This is a genomic window from Bradyrhizobium sp. SK17 (genome assembly GCF_002831585.1).
Classification (GTDB): domain Bacteria; phylum Pseudomonadota; class Alphaproteobacteria; order Rhizobiales; family Xanthobacteraceae; genus Bradyrhizobium.
This window is the reverse complement of record NZ_CP025113.1, coordinates 2,888,857-2,905,508: the sequence shown is the minus strand read 5'-3', so window position 1 is coordinate 2,905,508 and position 16,652 is coordinate 2,888,857. Positions and strand designations below refer to the sequence as shown.

General features: G+C 64.2%; 17 protein-coding genes. 8 read left to right on the top strand and 9 right to left on the bottom strand.

What is annotated here, in order from left to right; all coding sequences use genetic code 11:
• Positions 1 to 269 precede the first annotated feature (269 nt).
• On the bottom strand, positions 270 to 899 hold the full coding sequence (locus tag CWS35_RS13510; protein ID WP_100952176.1) for a response regulator transcription factor: 630 nt from the start codon (positions 897 to 899) through the stop codon (positions 270 to 272).
• Between the two features lie 40 nt (positions 900 to 939).
• Entirely contained in the window at positions 940 to 1,569 is a 630-nt protein-coding gene (locus CWS35_RS38980) for a hypothetical protein (protein ID WP_157817142.1), read from the bottom strand.
• A 4-nt stretch (positions 1,570 to 1,573) separates the two neighbouring features.
• On the opposite strand from CWS35_RS38980, the gene CWS35_RS13505 reads away from it, so the two are divergent.
• Positions 1,574 to 3,844: a TonB-dependent receptor domain-containing protein gene (locus CWS35_RS13505; protein ID WP_311538650.1), complete on the top strand. Its 2,271-nt coding sequence runs from the start codon at positions 1,574 to 1,576 to the stop codon at positions 3,842 to 3,844.
• Positions 3,845 to 3,947: 103 nt separating this feature from the next.
• Here the strand turns inward: CWS35_RS13505 and CWS35_RS13500 are convergent, their stop codons facing one another.
• Positions 3,948 to 4,721: an SDR family NAD(P)-dependent oxidoreductase gene (locus tag CWS35_RS13500; RefSeq protein ID WP_024580283.1), complete on the bottom strand. Its 774-nt coding sequence runs from the start codon at positions 4,719 to 4,721 to the stop codon at positions 3,948 to 3,950.
• A gap of 114 nt (positions 4,722 to 4,835) precedes the next feature.
• Positions 4,836 to 5,450 carry a hypothetical protein gene (locus CWS35_RS13495; protein WP_024580282.1) on the bottom strand — a complete coding sequence of 205 codons (615 nt, stop codon included), beginning with the start codon at positions 5,448 to 5,450 and terminating at the stop codon, positions 4,836 to 4,838.
• 363 nt (positions 5,451 to 5,813) lie between these two features.
• Between CWS35_RS13495 and tuf the strand changes: the two genes are divergently transcribed.
• A complete protein-coding gene (gene tuf, locus CWS35_RS13490) occupies positions 5,814 to 7,019 on the top strand; it encodes an elongation factor Tu (protein WP_100952175.1) in 1,206 nt (401 codons plus the stop codon).
• A gap of 84 nt (positions 7,020 to 7,103) precedes the next feature.
• On the opposite strand, the gene CWS35_RS13485 is transcribed toward tuf, so the two are convergent.
• Positions 7,104 to 7,748, bottom strand: coding sequence for a PRC-barrel domain-containing protein (locus tag CWS35_RS13485; protein ID WP_100952174.1), 645 nt, complete (start codon positions 7,746 to 7,748; stop codon positions 7,104 to 7,106).
• 266 nt (positions 7,749 to 8,014) lie between these two features.
• On the opposite strand from CWS35_RS13485, the gene CWS35_RS13480 reads away from it, so the two are divergent.
• Positions 8,015 to 8,407, top strand: coding sequence for a DUF2946 family protein (locus tag CWS35_RS13480; protein ID WP_100952173.1), 393 nt, complete (start codon positions 8,015 to 8,017; stop codon positions 8,405 to 8,407).
• A 174-nt stretch (positions 8,408 to 8,581) separates the two neighbouring features.
• Positions 8,582 to 10,819, top strand: a complete 2,238-nt coding sequence (locus tag CWS35_RS13475; protein WP_245438954.1) for a TonB-dependent receptor — start codon at positions 8,582 to 8,584, stop codon at positions 10,817 to 10,819.
• Positions 10,820 to 10,874: 55 nt separating this feature from the next.
• Here the strand turns inward: CWS35_RS13475 and CWS35_RS13470 are convergent, their stop codons facing one another.
• The 3 genes from CWS35_RS13470 to CWS35_RS13460 form a co-directional block, all read right to left on the bottom strand.
• Complete coding sequence (locus tag CWS35_RS13470) at positions 10,875 to 11,735, bottom strand: DMT family transporter (protein ID WP_100952171.1); 861 nt, start codon at positions 11,733 to 11,735, stop codon at positions 10,875 to 10,877.
• Positions 11,736 to 11,805: 70 nt separating this feature from the next.
• On the bottom strand, positions 11,806 to 12,420 hold the full coding sequence (locus CWS35_RS13465; RefSeq protein ID WP_210202821.1) for a TetR/AcrR family transcriptional regulator: 615 nt from the start codon (positions 12,418 to 12,420) through the stop codon (positions 11,806 to 11,808).
• Between the two features lie 113 nt (positions 12,421 to 12,533).
• A complete protein-coding gene (locus CWS35_RS13460; protein ID WP_245438952.1) occupies positions 12,534 to 13,478 on the bottom strand; it encodes a LysR family transcriptional regulator in 945 nt (314 codons plus the stop codon).
• A gap of 101 nt (positions 13,479 to 13,579) precedes the next feature.
• Between CWS35_RS13460 and CWS35_RS13455 the strand changes: the two genes are divergently transcribed.
• The 3 genes from CWS35_RS13455 to CWS35_RS38975 all read left to right on the top strand — a co-directional run bounded on the left by CWS35_RS13455 (position 13,580) and on the right by CWS35_RS38975 (position 14,723).
• A complete protein-coding gene (locus tag CWS35_RS13455; protein WP_024580274.1) occupies positions 13,580 to 13,906 on the top strand; it encodes a hypothetical protein in 327 nt (108 codons plus the stop codon).
• Positions 13,907 to 13,952: 46 nt separating this feature from the next.
• Positions 13,953 to 14,426 carry a hypothetical protein gene (locus tag CWS35_RS13450; protein WP_100952168.1) on the top strand — a complete coding sequence of 158 codons (474 nt, stop codon included), beginning with the start codon at positions 13,953 to 13,955 and terminating at the stop codon, positions 14,424 to 14,426.
• 144 nt (positions 14,427 to 14,570) lie between these two features.
• Entirely contained in the window at positions 14,571 to 14,723 is a 153-nt protein-coding gene (locus CWS35_RS38975; protein ID WP_157817140.1) for a hypothetical protein, read from the top strand.
• A 52-nt stretch (positions 14,724 to 14,775) separates the two neighbouring features.
• On the opposite strand, the gene CWS35_RS13445 is transcribed toward CWS35_RS38975, so the two are convergent.
• Positions 14,776 to 15,684, bottom strand: coding sequence for a LysR family transcriptional regulator (locus CWS35_RS13445; protein WP_024580272.1), 909 nt, complete (start codon positions 15,682 to 15,684; stop codon positions 14,776 to 14,778).
• A 137-nt stretch (positions 15,685 to 15,821) separates the two neighbouring features.
• Here CWS35_RS13445 and CWS35_RS13440 point away from each other — a divergent pair, with 137 nt between their 5' ends.
• Positions 15,822 to 16,595, top strand: coding sequence for an SDR family oxidoreductase (locus tag CWS35_RS13440; RefSeq protein ID WP_100952167.1), 774 nt, complete (start codon positions 15,822 to 15,824; stop codon positions 16,593 to 16,595).
• Positions 16,596 to 16,652 lie beyond the last annotated feature (57 nt).

Genomic DNA, 16,652 nt, shown 5'->3' with positions numbered 1-16,652 from the left:
GCATGATTTGCGTATGCGCGAGATGACGAACGTCAGGTTATCTTTCCAAGACGGGCCGGGAATTCTTCCCGAAAAATGCGAGAGACAATCTCGTTGATCAGAACGGCGGCAACGATACGATCCGTCTTGCTACTTCCCGCGCATAGCGCAGGATTTATCCCAATGAACTTGTAACCCCGCCTCCTCCGTGAGAGCGGGGTTATTTTTGTCGCTGACGTCAGCAGCGATGCGTTGACGCGGTTCGAGGGCGGTCGTGAGAAGGCGCCGCTTCAGCTCGGCAGGTTCGTGGACATGCCGGCAGCCAGTTGCACCAATTCCCTCGTCGACCGAACTCCGAGCTTGTGCCGCATGATCGCGGTGTCGTTCGCGACCGTTCCGTAGGAAACGCCGATCAGCTTTGCGATCTCGGCCAAGGTCTGGCCAGCTACGAGCAGGTGAAGGATCCTGGCTTCGCGGGCGCTGATCTGCGCAAGCCGGTTCGCCGCGACCGACGGATCAGCCACCGGCGCGTCCCCGCGGCTGCGGGACGGCAGAAACGTGCCACCCTTGCCAACTTCACGGATCGCAACCACCAGATCGTTGGGATCTCCCGACTTGGACACGTAGCCCTTGACGCCGACATCGACGGCGCGCGCGACGAAGACGGGATCGTCATTGATGCTGAAGATGACGATGCGCGCTCCGGCATCCTTTCCGAGGATCTGCTGTGCGAGTTCGAGGCCGGAGACCGTCGGCAGATTGATGTCGATGACGCAGACCTCCGGCGCCTCGGCGGCAAACGACGCGAGACCTCCCGCCGCATCCGCGGCAGCCGTCACGGTCATTTCGGCTTCATCGGCCAGCAAGGCCTGGCAGGCCGCGATGACGATCGGATGATCGTCGACAATCAGGACTCGCATCGGTCCTCGGAGCAGCGATTGATGGATATTGGAGCCATGTCTACAGGCGCCATCCGGGCGGGAACAAGCGACACTTAATGCGCATTGCGGCGCCGATACAAATCAATGCTGAAAGACCCGGCTTAGACACGATTTCGTGGCCATGTCCACTCCATTGCCCCCGCGACAACGCGCTGATTGCATGAGACGAATCGTCGCGGGCCAGCAGCCAGATCGCCGGCACGACAGCCCTGCGCAACAACCGGGAATTTTTCCCGACCTCCGCTGGAAAACAATCCCGCACGTCCGGGACAAAACTTGTTTGCCAAACTGGCATGCCTCCAGCAGTCTCGAACGCGAATGGTTCGTCGGGGAAAATGGCGAGCCGCGAAAAAAGGGTGGGCGCTATGGCTGGTACGTTGCAAGTCGCAACGCGATTTTCGTTGTCTTCAGCACACACGCGCGGCGCAGCAGCCGTGCTTACGGCGATCGGCGTCGTTGCACCGTTGACGGCGGTGTACGCGCAGACACCTGCCCCGACCGAATTGCCGCCAGTCACCGTGATTGCGCCCTCGCCGCTCGCCGGCACCCGCAGCACCAGGCCGGCCACGCGCCCGGTGGTACAGACATCGCGGACCACCAGAACGCGGGCCGCACCGGCTCGAACCGCGGCGGCGCCGGAAGGTGGCATCGGTGTGCCAAGCCCCTCCGAGCGCGATTCGAGCCTGATCGATCGCGACAAGGTTCCGTCCAACACCGAGGTGCTGACCTCGACCGATTTCAGCCGCAACTATTCGACCAATTTTCTGGACTCGGTGAATCGCAAGCTGCCTGGCGTCACGCTCACCGATCAGACCGGCAATCCGTTCCAGCGCAATCTCGACTATCGCGGCTTCACCGCTTCGCCGGTGCAGGGCACGCCGCAGGGCATCGCGGTCTATCAGAACGGCGTCCGCATCAACGAATCCTGGGGCGACGTGGTCAACTGGGATTTCATCCCGGAGAAGGCCATCGACAGCGTGGCCTTGTTTCCCAACAATCCGGTGTTCGGCCTCAACGCGATCGGCGGCGCGCTCAGCATCCAGATGAAGAACGGCTTCACCTATCAGGGCGTCGAGGGTGAAGTGTTCGGCGGTTCATACGGCCGTGTGCAGGGCAGCGTGCAGGCCGGCGGCCAGAAGGACAACGTCTCCGCCTACGCCGCTTTCGAATCCGCCTACGACCGGGGCTGGCGCGACTACGCGAACTCGTCGCACGTCAACCGCATGTATGTCGATGTCGGCGCGCGCAACGACCAGACCGAATTCCACGTCAATTTCACCGGCGCCAGCAATCTGCTCGGCAACGTCGCCGCCACGCCGGTCGAGATGCTCAACCAGCGCTGGTCGAGCGTCTACACCTGGCCGCAATCGACGCTGCTTCAGCTCGCCTTCGTCAATGCGACATTGAACCATAATTTCTCGGACACCTGGTCGTTCCAGGGCAACGCCTATTTCCGCGGCTTCTGGCAATCCCACGTCGACGGCAACGGCACCGACGTCGAAGGCTGCAACAGGGGACGCAACCTGTGCATCGACGGCAACCACGACAATGACCCGATCTACGGACCGGTCGGCGGTCCGCCGGTCCCGAACACGCTCGGCACCGTCTTCCTGGGCGAGATCGACCGCAACCGGGTCGACACCAAGAGCTTCGGCGGCACCGCGCAATTCACCAACACCGATCAGCTGTTCGGCCACGACAATCACGTCGTGATGGGCGTCAGCGTCGACCACGGCTACACCAAGTTCAACGCATCGAGCGAGCTCGGCACGGTCGATCAGAACCTGTTCGTCACCGGCACCGGCATCTTCATCAACCAGCCCGACGCCGGCCTCAGCCCGGTCGACCTGCACGCAACCAACACCTATACCGGCCTCTACCTCACCAACACCTTCGATGTGACGAGCAGGTTCTCGGTCACCGCTGGTGGCCGCTTCAACTTCGCCCAGATCGAACTGCGCGACCAGACCGGGACCAACGACCTGCTCAACAGCAACAACCGCTTCCAGCGGCTGAACCCGGTGATCGGCGGCACCTACAAGATCACGCCGAACCTCACCGCCTATGCCGGCTATTCGGAAGCCAACCGCGCGCCGACGCCGCTCGAGCTCGGCTGCTCCGACCCCAACCATCCCTGCATGATCGACAGCTTCCTGGTGGCCGATCCGCCGCTCAAGCAGGTGGTGGCGCACACCGTCGAGGCCGGCCTGCGCGGCAGTTGGGGCCAGGATGCAAGGACCGGCAGGCTGAGCTGGGGCCTTGGTGCGTTCCGCACCCAATCGGACGACGACATCATCCAGGTGGCGAGCCCGCTCGGTGTCAACAATTTCGGCTTCTTCCAGAATGCAGGGCAGACCTTGCGGCAGGGCATCGAGGCCAAGCTCGACTATCGCTACAACCGCTGGAATGCGTACGCCAGCTACACCTATGTCAGGGCAACCTATCAAAGCGACATCACGTTGTTCTCGCCGAACAATCCCAACGCCGTGACCGATCCGAACAACTCCGACGTCTCGTATGTCAATGTCAGGCCGGGCGACCAGATCCCGGGCATTCCCGCGCACCGCTTCAAGGCCGGCGTCGAATACAACGTCACCGATGCGTGGAAGGTCGGCGCCGACGTTAACGTCGTGGGCAGCCAGTGGATCATCCACGACGACACCAACCAGAGCCCAAAGATCCCTGCCTATTCCGTCGTCAACCTGCACACCTCGTACCAGATCACGCCGAACATCGAGGTCTTCGGCCTGATCAACAACGTGTTCAACCAGCACTATTATCTGAGCGGCGCGTTCTACGAGACCGGCGGCTTCGCCAGCACGACGCGCGGGGTGACCAACCTGATGGCGCAGCTGTCCGATCCCCGCACCTTCGTGCCGGGCATGCCGCTCGCTGCCTATGCCGGCATCAGGGCGAGGTTCTAGGGCTTGATCCGGAAAGCTGCGAAGCGGCTTTCCGGAGTGCTTGTACGCAAACGGGGCGACGCGATCACGCGTGCTAGTCCGCGTGATCGTATTTGTGATCTAGCTACGCGACGGTGCCGCCGTCGACCGGCATCGCGATGCCGGTGACGAACGATGCCTTGTCCGACAGCAGGAACACGGCGACCTCCGCGATCTCCTCCGGACGCGCCGCGCGGCCCATCGGATTGCGGGTGACGGCGGCCTTGATCAGTTCCTCCGGATTAGCCTCGTTGTGACCCGGCTGGTCGGGGCGGTTGACGAACACCCGCAGCATCGGCGTATCGATCGCGCCGGGACAGATCGCATTGACGCGCACGCCATCCTTGGCGTGGCGCTTGGCGAGCGCCCGCGCGAGGCCGATCACGCCGGCCTTGGCCGCCGAATAGGTCGGGCTCCACGGCGAGCCGACCAGGCCCGAGGTCGACGCGGTGAACAGGATGCTGCCCTTGCGCCGCGCCGTCATCTGCCCGAGCGCGGCGTTGGTGGTGATCAGCTGCGAACGCAGATTGAGATCGACGCTGAGATCCCAGCCTTCCAGATCGTCGATGACCGACGGCCCGGGAATGCCGAGATGGTTCCAGACGCAGTCGAGCGCGCCGAATTCCTTCACGGTCGCCGCGACGATATCGCGCGAAAACTTGTCGTCGCGAAGATCGCCGGCCAGTGCCAGCGCGCGTCCGCCGCCCTTCCTGATCTCGTCGACGACCGCCTTCGCACCGGCCTCGTTCTGGTCGACGACCGCGACCGCCGCGCCCTCGCGCGCGAGGATCAGCGCGCCGGCGCGGCCGGCGCCCGATGCGGCGGCGGTGACGAGTGCGATCTTGCCCTGCATGTCCATGTTGCGATCCTGGCTGTGCCCGTGGCCTCGGGCCTTCTCGGTTTGAGCTCAAGCTCTGGTTGGATCAGGACCGCAGCGCTGGGGTCTTGCGCTGACGCGCTATGTTCGTGTCGCCTAGCGGCCGCCGAACAGGACCGGAGACTGGCCGGGCAGCAGCTGCGAATGAATGTCGCTGTCCATGCGCTCCGCCCCTTGCTGGGTGAAGCTCGCTCCCAATGAAAGGCTGAGATTCGAGGTCGGCCGGAACTCGACGCCCGCGCGCGCCGAATAGCCGGCGTTGACGCCGGGATTGCCGCTGAATGGCGCCAGCGGCCCGCCGGCGCCGGGCGGATTGTACTTCAGGCTGTCGAAACCGGCGAAGAAGGTCACCGGCGTATCGCCGACGCCTCTGAAATTGTAGCCGACCTGCGTGCCCTGATATTCCAGCGAGCCGAACGCGGCCGATTGGCCGAGCGCGCTCCAGCCAGCGCGGCCGCCTTCGCTGCCGACGAACCAGCCGTCGGGCCGGCCATTCAGATATGCGGCGCCGCCTTGCGCGCTGGTGGCATCAAAGCCCGGAAAGTTGCCGTAGGTGTCGGCCTTCTGGCCATCGGCCAGGCTGCCGCCGAAGCCGAACAGCGAGCCCGGCGTCCAGTAGCGCACCGGACCTGCCTGGGCATTGGCCTGCTGGCCGCTCAGGCACAGCACCACGAACAGGGATGCGAGACCAGCTTTGCTTGCGAGGGACATTCCGACCAACCACCACGTACGCGCGCGAATTATACGCCGCGGTGGCCGGGAACGCCAGCGCGCCGCTCCGCGGCAACGCGCCCGCCTCTTGCCAATCGCGTGACCGCTCCTTATGTACACGCCTCCTTTTTGAAAGCGAGCGACCCAGGTTTCCAACATGCGGCAGTCACAGCGAGCATCAGTGCTGATGACGGGAGGGCTAGCGCCTTCGTCCGCCGCCATTCTGCTTTGGACCTGACCTCACGTCACACCTGACATTGGACGGCGGCCCGGAGCGGAAGCGGCTCCTGGCGCCGAACGGGCTCTCGCGGTGCCTCGAGTCGTGCAAACCCAGCACGGGAGCTCGAACACCACAGGTGTCCCATGGCCAAAGAGAAGTTCATCCGCCTCAAGCCCAACTGCAATGTTGGCACGATCGGTCACGTGGATCATGGCAAGACGACGCTGACGGCAGCGCTGACGAAGGTTTCAGCCGATCACGGCTGGGGCGCGTTCGTCTCCTACCAGGACGTTGCCAAGGCGTCGGCCGCGCAAGGTACGCGTGACGATTCGAAGATCCTGACGATCGCGACCAGCCACGTCGAGTTCTCGACGGAGACGCGCCACTACTCGCACGTCGACTGCCCGGGCCACGCCGATTATGTGAAGAACATGATTACCGGCGCGGCGCAGATGGACGGCGCGATCCTGGTGGTCTCCGCGGTCGACGGGCCGATGCCGCAGACCCGGGAACACATCCTGCTGGCGCGCCAGATCGGCGTGCCGCGCATCGTCGTGTTCCTGAACAAGTGCGATGTCGCCGACGATCCGGAACTGGTCGATCTCGTCGAGATCGAGGTGCGCGATCTGCTGTCGAAGTACCAGTATGACGGCGACAACGCGCCGGTCGTGCGCGGTGCCGCGATGCAGGCGCTGCGCGGCGAGCGCGGTCCGCTGGCGGATCAGGCGATCCTGAAACTGTTCGAGGCACTCGACAGCTTTATCGAGCTGCCCGAGCGGCCGAACGATCGTCCGTTCCTGATGCCGATCGAGGGGGTGCAGTCGATCGCTGGGCGCGGCACGGTGGTGACCGGGCTGGTCGAGCGCGGCGTCGTCAGGCTCGGCGACGAGGTCGAGATCGTCGGTCTCGGCGAGACCCGCAAGTCCGTCGTGACCAGCATCGAGAGCTACCGCAAGATCCTCGATCAGGGGCAGGCCGGCGACAATGTCGGCTGCCTGCTGCGCGGGATCGACAAGGCCACGGTGCAGCGCGGCCAGGTGCTGTCGCATCCCGGCGGCGCGACGCCGCACCGGACCTTCCGGGCGGAAGTGTATGTGCTGACGAAGGACGAAGGCGGGCGGCATACGCCCTTCTTCGCCAACTATCGTCCGCAGTTCTACTTCCGCACCGCTGACGTCACCGGCACCGTCCAGCTCGGCAGTGGCGCCGAGATGGTGATGCCGGGCGACAGCGCCGAGTTCACGATCGAGCTCAACAAGCCGATCGCGCTCGAGGCGCGCTCACGCTTCGCGATCCGTGAGGGTAACCGCACCGTCGGCGCGGGTGTCGTGACCGAGATCGTGGAGTAACGGATGGAGGCCTGGTGCGAGCCAGGCCTCCATTCACTTTCGGCGCTTGCGCGCCTGGAGGTGTGGCCGGCCCGGCGCAGCGCATCAGATCCTGCCGCTGCTCCAGGACGTCGAATATTTGAACGCCGGCCCCTTCCTGAGCTGGTCGGCCGACGCATTCATGCTGGCGTGCCAGGTCTTGTCGCTGGCGTTGTAGGTGACCTTCACCGCGGACGGGTCGACCGCCACGTCATGGCCGCCGATCCCGAGGAAGCCTCCGACCGAAACGATGTAGGCGGCCTCATGACCGTTCGGACTCAGCGCGATGTCCTTGATCGTACCGATGTCCTTGTTGTCGTTGTTGTAGATCCCGAGCCCGATGACCTTCGAGCCGAAGTCATCGCTGGCGGGCACGTTGACGAAATTGGCATCGTTGTTCGCGGCGCCCGAATCCGCCGCGCCCTGGTTGGTGGCGTGCCGAGGCGTCGCGCCGAACGCGGTCACTTCCGTGAACTGGTCAGGACTGATCGACATCACGACGGGATTGCCGTTGTCGTCCGTGGCGCGGACGACAAAGGATGAGGGAGCCACGCGGATGTCGGTATAGCCCGAGTTGCGCAGCATCTGGGTGAGATTGCTCCGCAGGTTTGACGGCGTGGACGGGGCAGCAGTCTCGGCGGCCCAGGCCGCCGTGCTGACAACGGCAAGCGCGGCCACTGCCGCTCCTGCAAGTAATGTGTTCGAGCGCATCGTCTTGCTCCTTTCAATTATGGCCTCGATTTTGATTCAACGGTGCGCCGCAACGCCAGTTGCATGAACTTTTGCTTAGCTACGAGGCTGGCGCAGGCATGTGCCGGCGGTGTTGCAAAATCGCCCGTTGCTCGGAAATTCAGTGCTCGCTCCAGCAATGTCGATTGACAGGCTAGGGCGTTTTCGAAACTGTGCGGCATTGCGCCGCATGGAGGCTACCGGCTTCGCGCCACCGCTGATCCGGGCCGGCGCGGAATGGCATTGTCATGAACTGGTTTCGCTCGAACATCAGGCAGGGGGCTCGGCTGGCGCTGTTGGCGCTGGCGATCCAGTCCGTGCTGTCGTTCGGGCATTTTCATGCCATTGCAGCGGCGCGCGCGTCGCAGGCCTCGATCGGAACCGCCGCCACGCTCGTTGCGCATGTCGAGAGTGCCTCGCGCGGTGAGCAGCGATCAAATCCGGACTCCGATCAGGCCACAGACCTTTGCGCCATCTGCGCCGTCGTTGCGATGGTCAACACGGCGGTGCCGGCACCGGCCCTGCCTCCGTTGCAGTTGCCGGATGCGGTCAGTCTGCTTAGCTGGCACCTTGCCAGCTACGCCGCCCCGACCGAAACCGGCCGGCTTCACTTTCAGCCGCGCGCACCTCCGATTTCCTGATCTCCCCGCAAAAGAACGTCGAACGCGGCCGCAATCCGGCGGGCGTTTGAGCAATGGGAATCTGGCCGTCGCGCATCGACGGCGAGCTCGGCCGCGTCCTCTTCGGATGGATTCGGATCGCGGCTTGATGAGATCGGAAACAACATGGCAGGACACATCAGACGACACGTCACCGTGAGCACGGCTTCACTCCTGGTCTGCGGGAGCGCGGCGTTCGCGCAGACCACGACGCCAAACACCGAACTTCCGGACATCACGGTGACGGCGCCGCAGGGCCATCACGCGCCGACGGGACCGAGAAAGCCGAAGACACGGGTTGCAGCGGGGAACGGGCACCGCGCGCGCAGAGCCGGTGCAGTATCGGCCACGCCGGAATCCGCCGAACAGGCTCGTGCGCGAGGAATCGCAGGCCAGAACGAACGGCTCGACCAGGCGCGCGCCGCGCTACTGGCGCCGACCGGCGCCAACAGCTACCAGATGAGCCAGCAGTTCCTGGAGTCGCTGCCGCAGGGCACCAACACCACGCTCGACAAGGCACTGCTGCAAGCTCCGGGGGTCTCGCAGGACTCGGCCGCGAGCGGCGAGTTGCATGTGCGCAACGAGCACGCCAATCTGCAATACCGCATCAACGGCATCATGCTGCCGGACGGCGTCGGCGCCTTCGGCCAGATTGTCGACACTGGCATCGTCGGCAGCATGGCGCTGATCACCGGCGCCCTTCCCGCGCAATACGGCCTGCGTACCGCCGGCGTGCTCGACATCCAGACCAAGGCCGACGCCTTCAACAACTCCGGCAGCGTCAGCGTCTATGGCGGCAGCCACGGCAACTTCACCACCAGCGTCGACTATGGCGGCACGATCGGGCAGACCCAATACTACGTCTCGGGACGCTATTTCGGCAGCAATGTCGGCATCGAAAACCCGACACCGGCATACAACGCGATCCATGACCGGACGGACCAGGAGAAGGGCTTTGCCTACGTCTCGACCGCGATCGATCCGACCAGCCGGCTGACCTATATCGGCGGCGTCTCCAACGGCGCCTACCAGATCCCCAACAATCCGGGCCAGCCACCGGCGTTCACTGCCTATGGCATCTCGAATTTCGATTCCGCGCTGCTTAACGAGCGGCAGAAGGAGTTCAACCAGTTCAACGTCGTGGCCTATCAAAAATCGGCCGACGGGCTCGACTACCAGATCGCCTATTTCAACCGCTACAGCCAGCTGCACTTTACGCCCGATCCGATCGGCGATCTGGTCTTCAACGGGGTCGCGTCCGACGTGTACCGCCAGAGTTTCATCAACGGAATCCAGGAGGATACCGCCTACAAGCTGGGCTTCGCGCACACCCTGAAGTTCGGCGTGGCCTTCAGCGCCGAGCGCTCGCTGGTCAACAACGGCTCGACCGTGCTGCCGCTCGACGCCACCGGCAATCCGGTCGACGCGCCGTTCTCGGTGTTCGATTCCAGCGCCAAGACCGGCTATCTGTTCTCCACCTATATCGCCGACGAATGGAAGATCACCAACCAGCTGACGCTCAGCGCCGGGCTGCGCTTCGACCAGATGTGGCAATACGTCGATGCCAACCAGCTCAGCCCCCGGGTCAGCCTGACCTGGAAGCCTTACGACGGCACGATCTTCCATGCCGGCTATGCACGCAACTTCACGCCGCCCGAGCAGGTGCTGGCGGCGCCGACCAATCTTTCACTGGTGCAGAACACGACTGCACAGCCCGGCGTCACCGCCAACGATCCCGTGCTGCCTGAGCGGTCCCACGTATTCGATGCCGGCGTCACCCAAAAAGTCTATGCGATCCCCGGCCTCGAGGTCGGCATGGATGCCTATTACAAGATCGCGACCGACCTGCTCGACGACGGTCAGTTCGGCCAGGCCTATGTCCTGACCGCGTTCAACTACGCGCGGGGCATCAACCAGGGCGTCGAACTGACCGCGAACTACAACCACGAAAACCTGCACCTCTACGCCAACGTCGCCATCGCCAAGCAGATCGCGACCAACGTGGTGTCGAACCAGTATCTGTTCGATCCGGACGAACTGGCCTATATCGCCAACAACTACGTCAACACCGACCATGCCCAGACCCTGACCGCATCGGTCGGCGGCTGGTATCAATGGCACGACACCAAGTTTAGCGCGTCGCTGATCTACGGCTCGGGCCTGCGCGACGGCTTCGCCAATATCGGCACCGTGCCGCCCTACACGCAGGTCAATCTCGGCGTCTCGCACGACTTCTATCTGGTCGCGCCGAACAAGCCGACCACGCTGCGCCTCGACGTCGTCAACCTGTTCGACACCGTCTACCAGATCCGCGACGGCTCCGGCATCGGCGTGTTCGCGCCGCAATACGGCCCGCGCCGCGGCGTCTATGCCGGCATCACGCAGAAGTTCTGACGGCTGATCGCCGAAGAATCCAAATCCGGAGGTCGCCAAGACGCGACTTCCGGATTCACGCTGACCGCGTCCCCGGTCTCGCCTGCGTCATGGCGACGCCGGAAATTGCGAGCAGTCCGCCGACGATCAACTTCGGGGTCATGCGGTCGCCAAGGAACAGCACGCTCGAAATCAGGGCGAACACCGGAATCAGCAGGCCGAACGGTGCAACGCGGCCCATCGAGCATCGACCGATCAGCCAGAACCAAAGCCCAAATCCGACAATCCCTCCGATGAAGATCGTGTAGGCAAGCGCGAGCCAACCTCGTTGATCCGCCGTGACCAGGCTCGCGACTTGTCCATGTTCGAGGAGCAACGACATCAACATCACCTGCGGCACCGTAAGCAGCGAGAACCACCCCATCAACATCAAGGGATCAAAAGGGCCGTAGCGTTTCGTCAAGACGTTGGACACCGCGAACGCGAAGGCTGCCCCGATCACGAGCAGCAGCGGAAGCGCGTTGGCCGATAGGCCGGGCCCCGCTGCCAGCACGACCACCCCGCCGAAGGCGAGCACCACGCCGGCGGACGTGGTGAGCGACGGCCGCTCCGCGAGCAGTGGCCAGGCCAACAGGACGGTGAAGGGCGGAGCGAGTTGATAGGCGACGGCCGAAATGCTCCCCGAGCCGAGTCCAAGGCCAACGTAGAACAGCCCGAAGTTCAGTCCGCCAAGGAAAACCGAAATGGCGGCGACAGGGCCGAGCTGTTGGCGTGTCGGCCTCTTGACGAACGGAACAAGCAATAGCGCGATGGCCAGGAAGCGCAGCGCGAGGAAGAACAGCGGTGGAAACTCCATGACGCCCACCTTGATGGCCACGAACTGATAGCCCCAGAGCAAGGGAACGAGCACGGCGCAGATGATCTGGATGGCAGACATGGCTTTCTTCTTTCAAGACCGATCGGTCCATATATCGGCGCGCCGACAAGACAGGCGTCGATGGGTTGCTTTACCTGATGAATCGCTCGAGAAAGGCGTCGACGGTGGCTTGCGAAATGATCCGCGTCGGTGCCGTTTTGCCAACCACCCGCAGGCCCTCGACGAAACAGACGAGAATTCGGGCCGCACTCGAAGGCTCGACGCCATCGGCCAACTTGCCCGCGGCTTTCGCCCGGGAGAGTGCACCAGCCACCCGCGCCTCCATGTCTTTGAAAAAGCGCCCGATGCGACGATCGACGTCGGCATCGCGGCCAGCCAGTTCCATGGCTGTGGCGACCAGCAGGCATCCGCGTCGACCGTTGGCACCGCTGTTGCGGTCAACGTAGCCGGCAAGGTAGGCCCGCAGGCCCTCGACCGGATCCCGGCGCGGATCGAGTTCGAGATCCATCCGTGTGTGGGCATCGGCGATGTAGCGATCGAGCGCGAGCAAGAACAACGAATGCTTGTCACCGAACGCTGCGTAGAGGCTGCCGCGCGACAGCTTCGTCGCGCGAAGCAGGTCCGGCAGCGCGGTGGCGTGGTAGCCGCGCGTCCAGAACACATTCATCGCGCGCTCGACGGCGGCCTCCGTGTCGAAACTTCTCGGGCGGCCACGGGGCAGCTGCACAGGGGTTTGACGGCTCATCGCGTAAATATAGACCATTCGGTCTTGATATCAAGCGAGCCCGCGCCGCGGCGTCCATGCCGGCATCGCGCAGAAGCCCGCGAGCACGCTTCGCCGAGGCGAAAGTGCGCGGCTCACAGTTCGGCGACCAGCTTGACCAGCTGGTCGCGCAACCAGACGTGAGCCGGATCGTGATCGTAGGACGCATGCCACAGCAGTGACACGGTGACGTCCTTGACCTTCACCGGTGGCGGACTGAGGCTGAGCCCGAGATCGGCGGCGAAACGACGCGCCAGCCGCGCGCCCATGGTGACGATGACAGGCGCTTGCGCCACCAGATACGGCACGGTGAGGAAACGCGGCGTGGTCAGCACGACGGTGCGATGCAGGCCGAGTTCGTCGAGGGCATCGTCGACGAAGCCCCGCACGCTGCGCCCCGGCCGCAGGCTGGTCAGCACGTGCGGAAGCCGGATGTAATCCTGGAGCGAGATCGGCGGCGTGACGCCGGTCTTCTCGGCATTGAACATGCAAAGGAAGCTCTCGGTGAACAGCACGCGCTGCTTGTGGTGCAATTGCCCCTGCTGGATCGGCCCATAGGACAGCGCGAGATCGAATTCGTCGGCGTCGAGGTCATCGAGCAAGCGGGACGTATCGACATTGTAAAGCCGCAGGTGAATGCCGGGCGCGATCTCGCGCATGCGGGCCAGCAGGCGCGGCATGATCAGGATTTCCATGCTGTCCGACAGGCCGAGCCTGAAGGTTCGCACCGCCGTGGCCGGATCGAAGGTCTGCTCGCGCCGGAGCACCGCCTCGACCTGCGCGAGCGCCATCCGCACCGGCTCGAGCAAGGTCACCGCGCGCGGGGTCAGGCGCATGCCGTCGGCCGCCCGCGTCAGCAGCTCGTCATCGAGCAGTTCGCGTAGGCGAGCGAGGTTGTGGCTCATCGCGGATTGGCCGATCCCAACGCGCGCCGCCGCCCGTGTCACGCTCCGCTCGGTCAACAGCGCGTCGAGGTGAACGAGCAGGTTCAGGTCGACGCGACCTAAATTGACGGTATCGATGACCACTATCAATCTCATCTGTTTGATCGATGATCATAGCCTGACCATCTGCTTCGGCAAGGGAGCCGGCGGCATTGCCCGCCACCCAAGTTCTGAGACCCGAGCCAAAGGAGGATCCCATGTCGATCCGCAGTACAATTCTCGCCGCCGCCTTCACCCTGGCCTCATGGGGAACCGCGCACGCGGATGGGCTGAAGCCGTTCGAGGCCCAAAGCATCCATCTCGGCGACCTCTCCGGCGTCGCCTACTACACGGTCGAACCGGACGGATATCGCGTCGTGACCACGCTCGCGCAGGGCACGGCCGGCACGCCGGTGCGTTTCGTGTCGGTACTGGCGCCGGGTCAGCGTGCGCTGCTCTCGACGCCGACACAGGCCGGTGCAGTGGAGATCAGCCGCACCGGCGACAGCCTGACGGTTCGCAAGTCGCACGCGCTCTACGACTGAGCCGCGCAGCGTCAGCACCGTTCCATCACCCGTGCAGGAGCCAACGATGTCCACGATCCACCTTCACCGGACGACCTGGTTGACGCCCGAGCAATACGTCGCCGGTCTCACCGATTTCGGGCCGGGCCGCTCCAGGCTGTTCAGCAACAGCGCCGATGCCCATCTCAAGGTGCATGATCGCGGCCCGTCGCACGCGGACGTGACGGAGGGCTCGAACGGCATCTGGGAGCGGCTGCACTACGATTGGTCGAACCCCGATCACGTCGTCTTGACCACGACCGACTCCAACGTCTGGGGTGGCAGATCGGGCCACACCTACAGCTTCACGCGTCGGCCCGATGGCACCACCGACATCGACGTGGTCGTGGTGCGCGACGGCAAGAACGCCAAAGGACGGATCCTCGGCCTCGTGCTGCGCACGATCGGCAGCGGCGTCCTGGAAAAAGCCTTCGAAAACTCCGTCAACGCCATCGAACAGCGGCACGCGGATCCGCGCCAGCGGGGCCGGATCGCGGCCTAAACCCGGAGCATTGAAAGTATTGCTCCGAGATCAATGTTTATATTGCACCGAGTAATGTATCGGACCATATCTGGTCCATCGAACGCATTGCACCGGGCCCAAGCACCTCGCCAAGTCTGTGCAAGCCGAATGGAGGCAACTCAAATGGAGTTCAATTATCTCGATACGTTCCTGGCATTCCTCGGAATGACCTTCGGACTGGTCTCGGTGGCGCCCCGCTTGTTCTTCCAACCCAAGGTCGAGCCGGCTCGTGCGAGAACGGCGGCCGCGACCCGCGCCGGCAACCGCGGGCGATGACGTGCCGTGGCTTCTGCGCGGCCATCGCGGAGAAGCCTGACGGGAAATCCGCTCAGCCCGCGACGCGCAGCTTCTCCTTCAACAGCGCCGTCAGCCAATCCGCGAACACCTGCAACCGCCGCGACAAATGCTGGCGATGCGGATACAGCAGGGTCATCGGCATCGGCGCTGCGCGGTGATGCGGCATCACCTCGACGAGCTCGCCGGCATCGAGATGCCGCTTCACGTCGTAGGCCGGAATCTGGATAAGGCCGAGACCGGCGAGGCAGCAGGCGATATAAGCCTCGGCGCTGTTGACCGTGACGCGGCCGCGCACCGCTGTCGTACGCGAGGCGCCCTGCTCGCACCACTCCCATTGCTCGATGCGGCCGGTTGATGGTGAGGCGTAGTTGACCGCCCAATGCGCGGCGAGCTCGTCAGGTATTCGCGGCGAGCCGTGGCGGGCGAGGTAGGCCGGGCTTGCGACATTGATCAGCGTCAGATTGCCGAGCGGTCGCGCGATCAGTGCGGAATCGCCGAGCGCGCCGACGCGCACGACGCAGTCGGCGCTATCCTCGATCAGGTTGATGGCACGGTCGGTGACGCCGAGATCGATCTCGATCTGCGGATGGCGATCGAGGAAAGCCGGCAGCGCCGGCGCGATGATCAGGCGCCCGATCCTCCCCGGCACGTCGACCCGGAGCCGGCCTGATGGTTCGGCCGCGGCCTGACGGAACAGCGTTTCGGCATCCTCGACATCGGCGACGAGGCGCAGGCACCGTTCGTAGAACGCCGCGCCGTCATGGGTCGGAGATACCTTGCGCGTCGTGCGATGCAGCAGCCGTGCGCCGACGCGTTGCTCCAGCTCCGCCACCGCCGACGAAACCGACGAGCGCGGCACGCCAAGCGTGTCGGCCGCCCGCGTGAAGCTCGAACATTCGACGACGCGGGCGAAGATGCGGAAAAGATCGATACGGTCCAGAATCGGCTCCAATTGTTCGCAATTTCTGACAAGTGAGGTCAGAATTGGTAGCTTTATCTGCCAATCCTAGACGATATCGTCCTCTCCAGAAAGCGGCCGCAGGGCGTGGCCGCACCATCCGGAGAGGCGAAACGCCAATGACCGACCACAGCATCAAGGACAAGACCGTCATCATCGCCGGCGGCGCCAAGAATCTCGGCGGCCTGATCGCGCGCGATCTCGCCGCCCATGGCGCCAAGGCGATCGCGATCCACTACAACAGCGCCGCGACCGAGGCCGATGCCGACGCGACGGTGGCGGCGGTGCAGGCCGCGGGCGCCAAGGCGGTTGCCTTGCAGGCTGACCTCACGGCCGCCGGCGCGATGGCGAAGCTGTTCACCGATGCGGTTGCCGCAGTCGGGCGTCCCGACATCGCGATCAACACCGTCGGCAAGGTGCTGAAGAAGCCGATGGTCGAGATCTCCGAAGCCGAATATGACGCGATGAGCGCGGTCAACGCCAAGACGGCGTTCTTCTTTCTCAAAGAGGCCGGTCGCCACGTCAACGACAACGGCAAGATCTGCACGCTGGTGACATCGCTGCTCGGCGCCTACACGCCATACTACGCGGCCTATGCCGGCACCAAGGCGCCGGTCGAGCATTTCACCCGCGCCGCATCGAAGGAGTTCGGCGCGCGCGGCATCTCGGTCACCGCGATCGGACCGGGCCCGATGGACACGCCGTTCTTCTATCCGGCCGAGGGCGCCGATGCGGTCGCCTATCACAAATCGGCCGCGGCGCTGTCCGGCTTCTCGAAGACCGGCCTCACCGACATCAAGGACATCGTGCCGTGGATTCGCCTGCTGGTGTCGGAGGGCTGGTGGATGACCGGCCAGACCATCCTGGTCAATGGAGGCTACACCACGAAGTAAGGCGCGCCGGCGTTAACTCACGAAAATGAAGCGGGCCGCGCATTGCGTGGCCCGCTG

What these genes read in the sequence shown, in the direction of transcription:
- CWS35_RS13470 (WP_100952171.1), bottom strand. Translation starts at nt 11,735, where the DNA reads ATGTCTGCCATCCAGATCATCTGCGCCGTGCTCGTTCCCTTGCTCTGG.
- CWS35_RS13480 (WP_100952173.1), top strand. Translation starts at nt 8,015, where the DNA reads ATGAACTGGTTTCGCTCGAACATCAGGCAGGGGGCTCGGCTGGCGCTG.
- CWS35_RS38975 (WP_157817140.1), top strand. Translation starts at nt 14,571, where the DNA reads ATGGAGTTCAATTATCTCGATACGTTCCTGGCATTCCTCGGAATGACC.
- CWS35_RS13440 (WP_100952167.1), top strand. Translation starts at nt 15,822, where the DNA reads ATGACCGACCACAGCATCAAGGACAAGACCGTCATCATCGCCGGCGGC.
- CWS35_RS13455 (WP_024580274.1), top strand. Translation starts at nt 13,580, where the DNA reads ATGTCGATCCGCAGTACAATTCTCGCCGCCGCCTTCACCCTGGCCTCA.
- CWS35_RS13465 (WP_210202821.1), bottom strand. Translation starts at nt 12,420, where the DNA reads ATGAGCCGTCAAACCCCTGTGCAGCTGCCCCGTGGCCGCCCGAGAAGT.
- CWS35_RS38980 (WP_157817142.1), bottom strand. Translation starts at nt 1,569, where the DNA reads ATGCCACCTTCCGGCGCCGCCGCGGTTCGAGCCGGTGCGGCCCGCGTT.
- tuf (WP_100952175.1), top strand. Translation starts at nt 5,814, where the DNA reads ATGGCCAAAGAGAAGTTCATCCGCCTCAAGCCCAACTGCAATGTTGGC.
- CWS35_RS13450 (WP_100952168.1), top strand. Translation starts at nt 13,953, where the DNA reads ATGTCCACGATCCACCTTCACCGGACGACCTGGTTGACGCCCGAGCAA.
- CWS35_RS13500 (WP_024580283.1), bottom strand. Translation starts at nt 4,721, where the DNA reads ATGGACATGCAGGGCAAGATCGCACTCGTCACCGCCGCCGCATCGGGC.
- CWS35_RS13485 (WP_100952174.1), bottom strand. Translation starts at nt 7,748, where the DNA reads ATGCGCTCGAACACATTACTTGCAGGAGCGGCAGTGGCCGCGCTTGCC.
- CWS35_RS13495 (WP_024580282.1), bottom strand. Translation starts at nt 5,450, where the DNA reads ATGTCCCTCGCAAGCAAAGCTGGTCTCGCATCCCTGTTCGTGGTGCTG.
- CWS35_RS13510 (WP_100952176.1), bottom strand. Translation starts at nt 899, where the DNA reads ATGCGAGTCCTGATTGTCGACGATCATCCGATCGTCATCGCGGCCTGC.
- CWS35_RS13460 (WP_245438952.1), bottom strand. Translation starts at nt 13,478, where the DNA reads ATGAGATTGATAGTGGTCATCGATACCGTCAATTTAGGTCGCGTCGAC.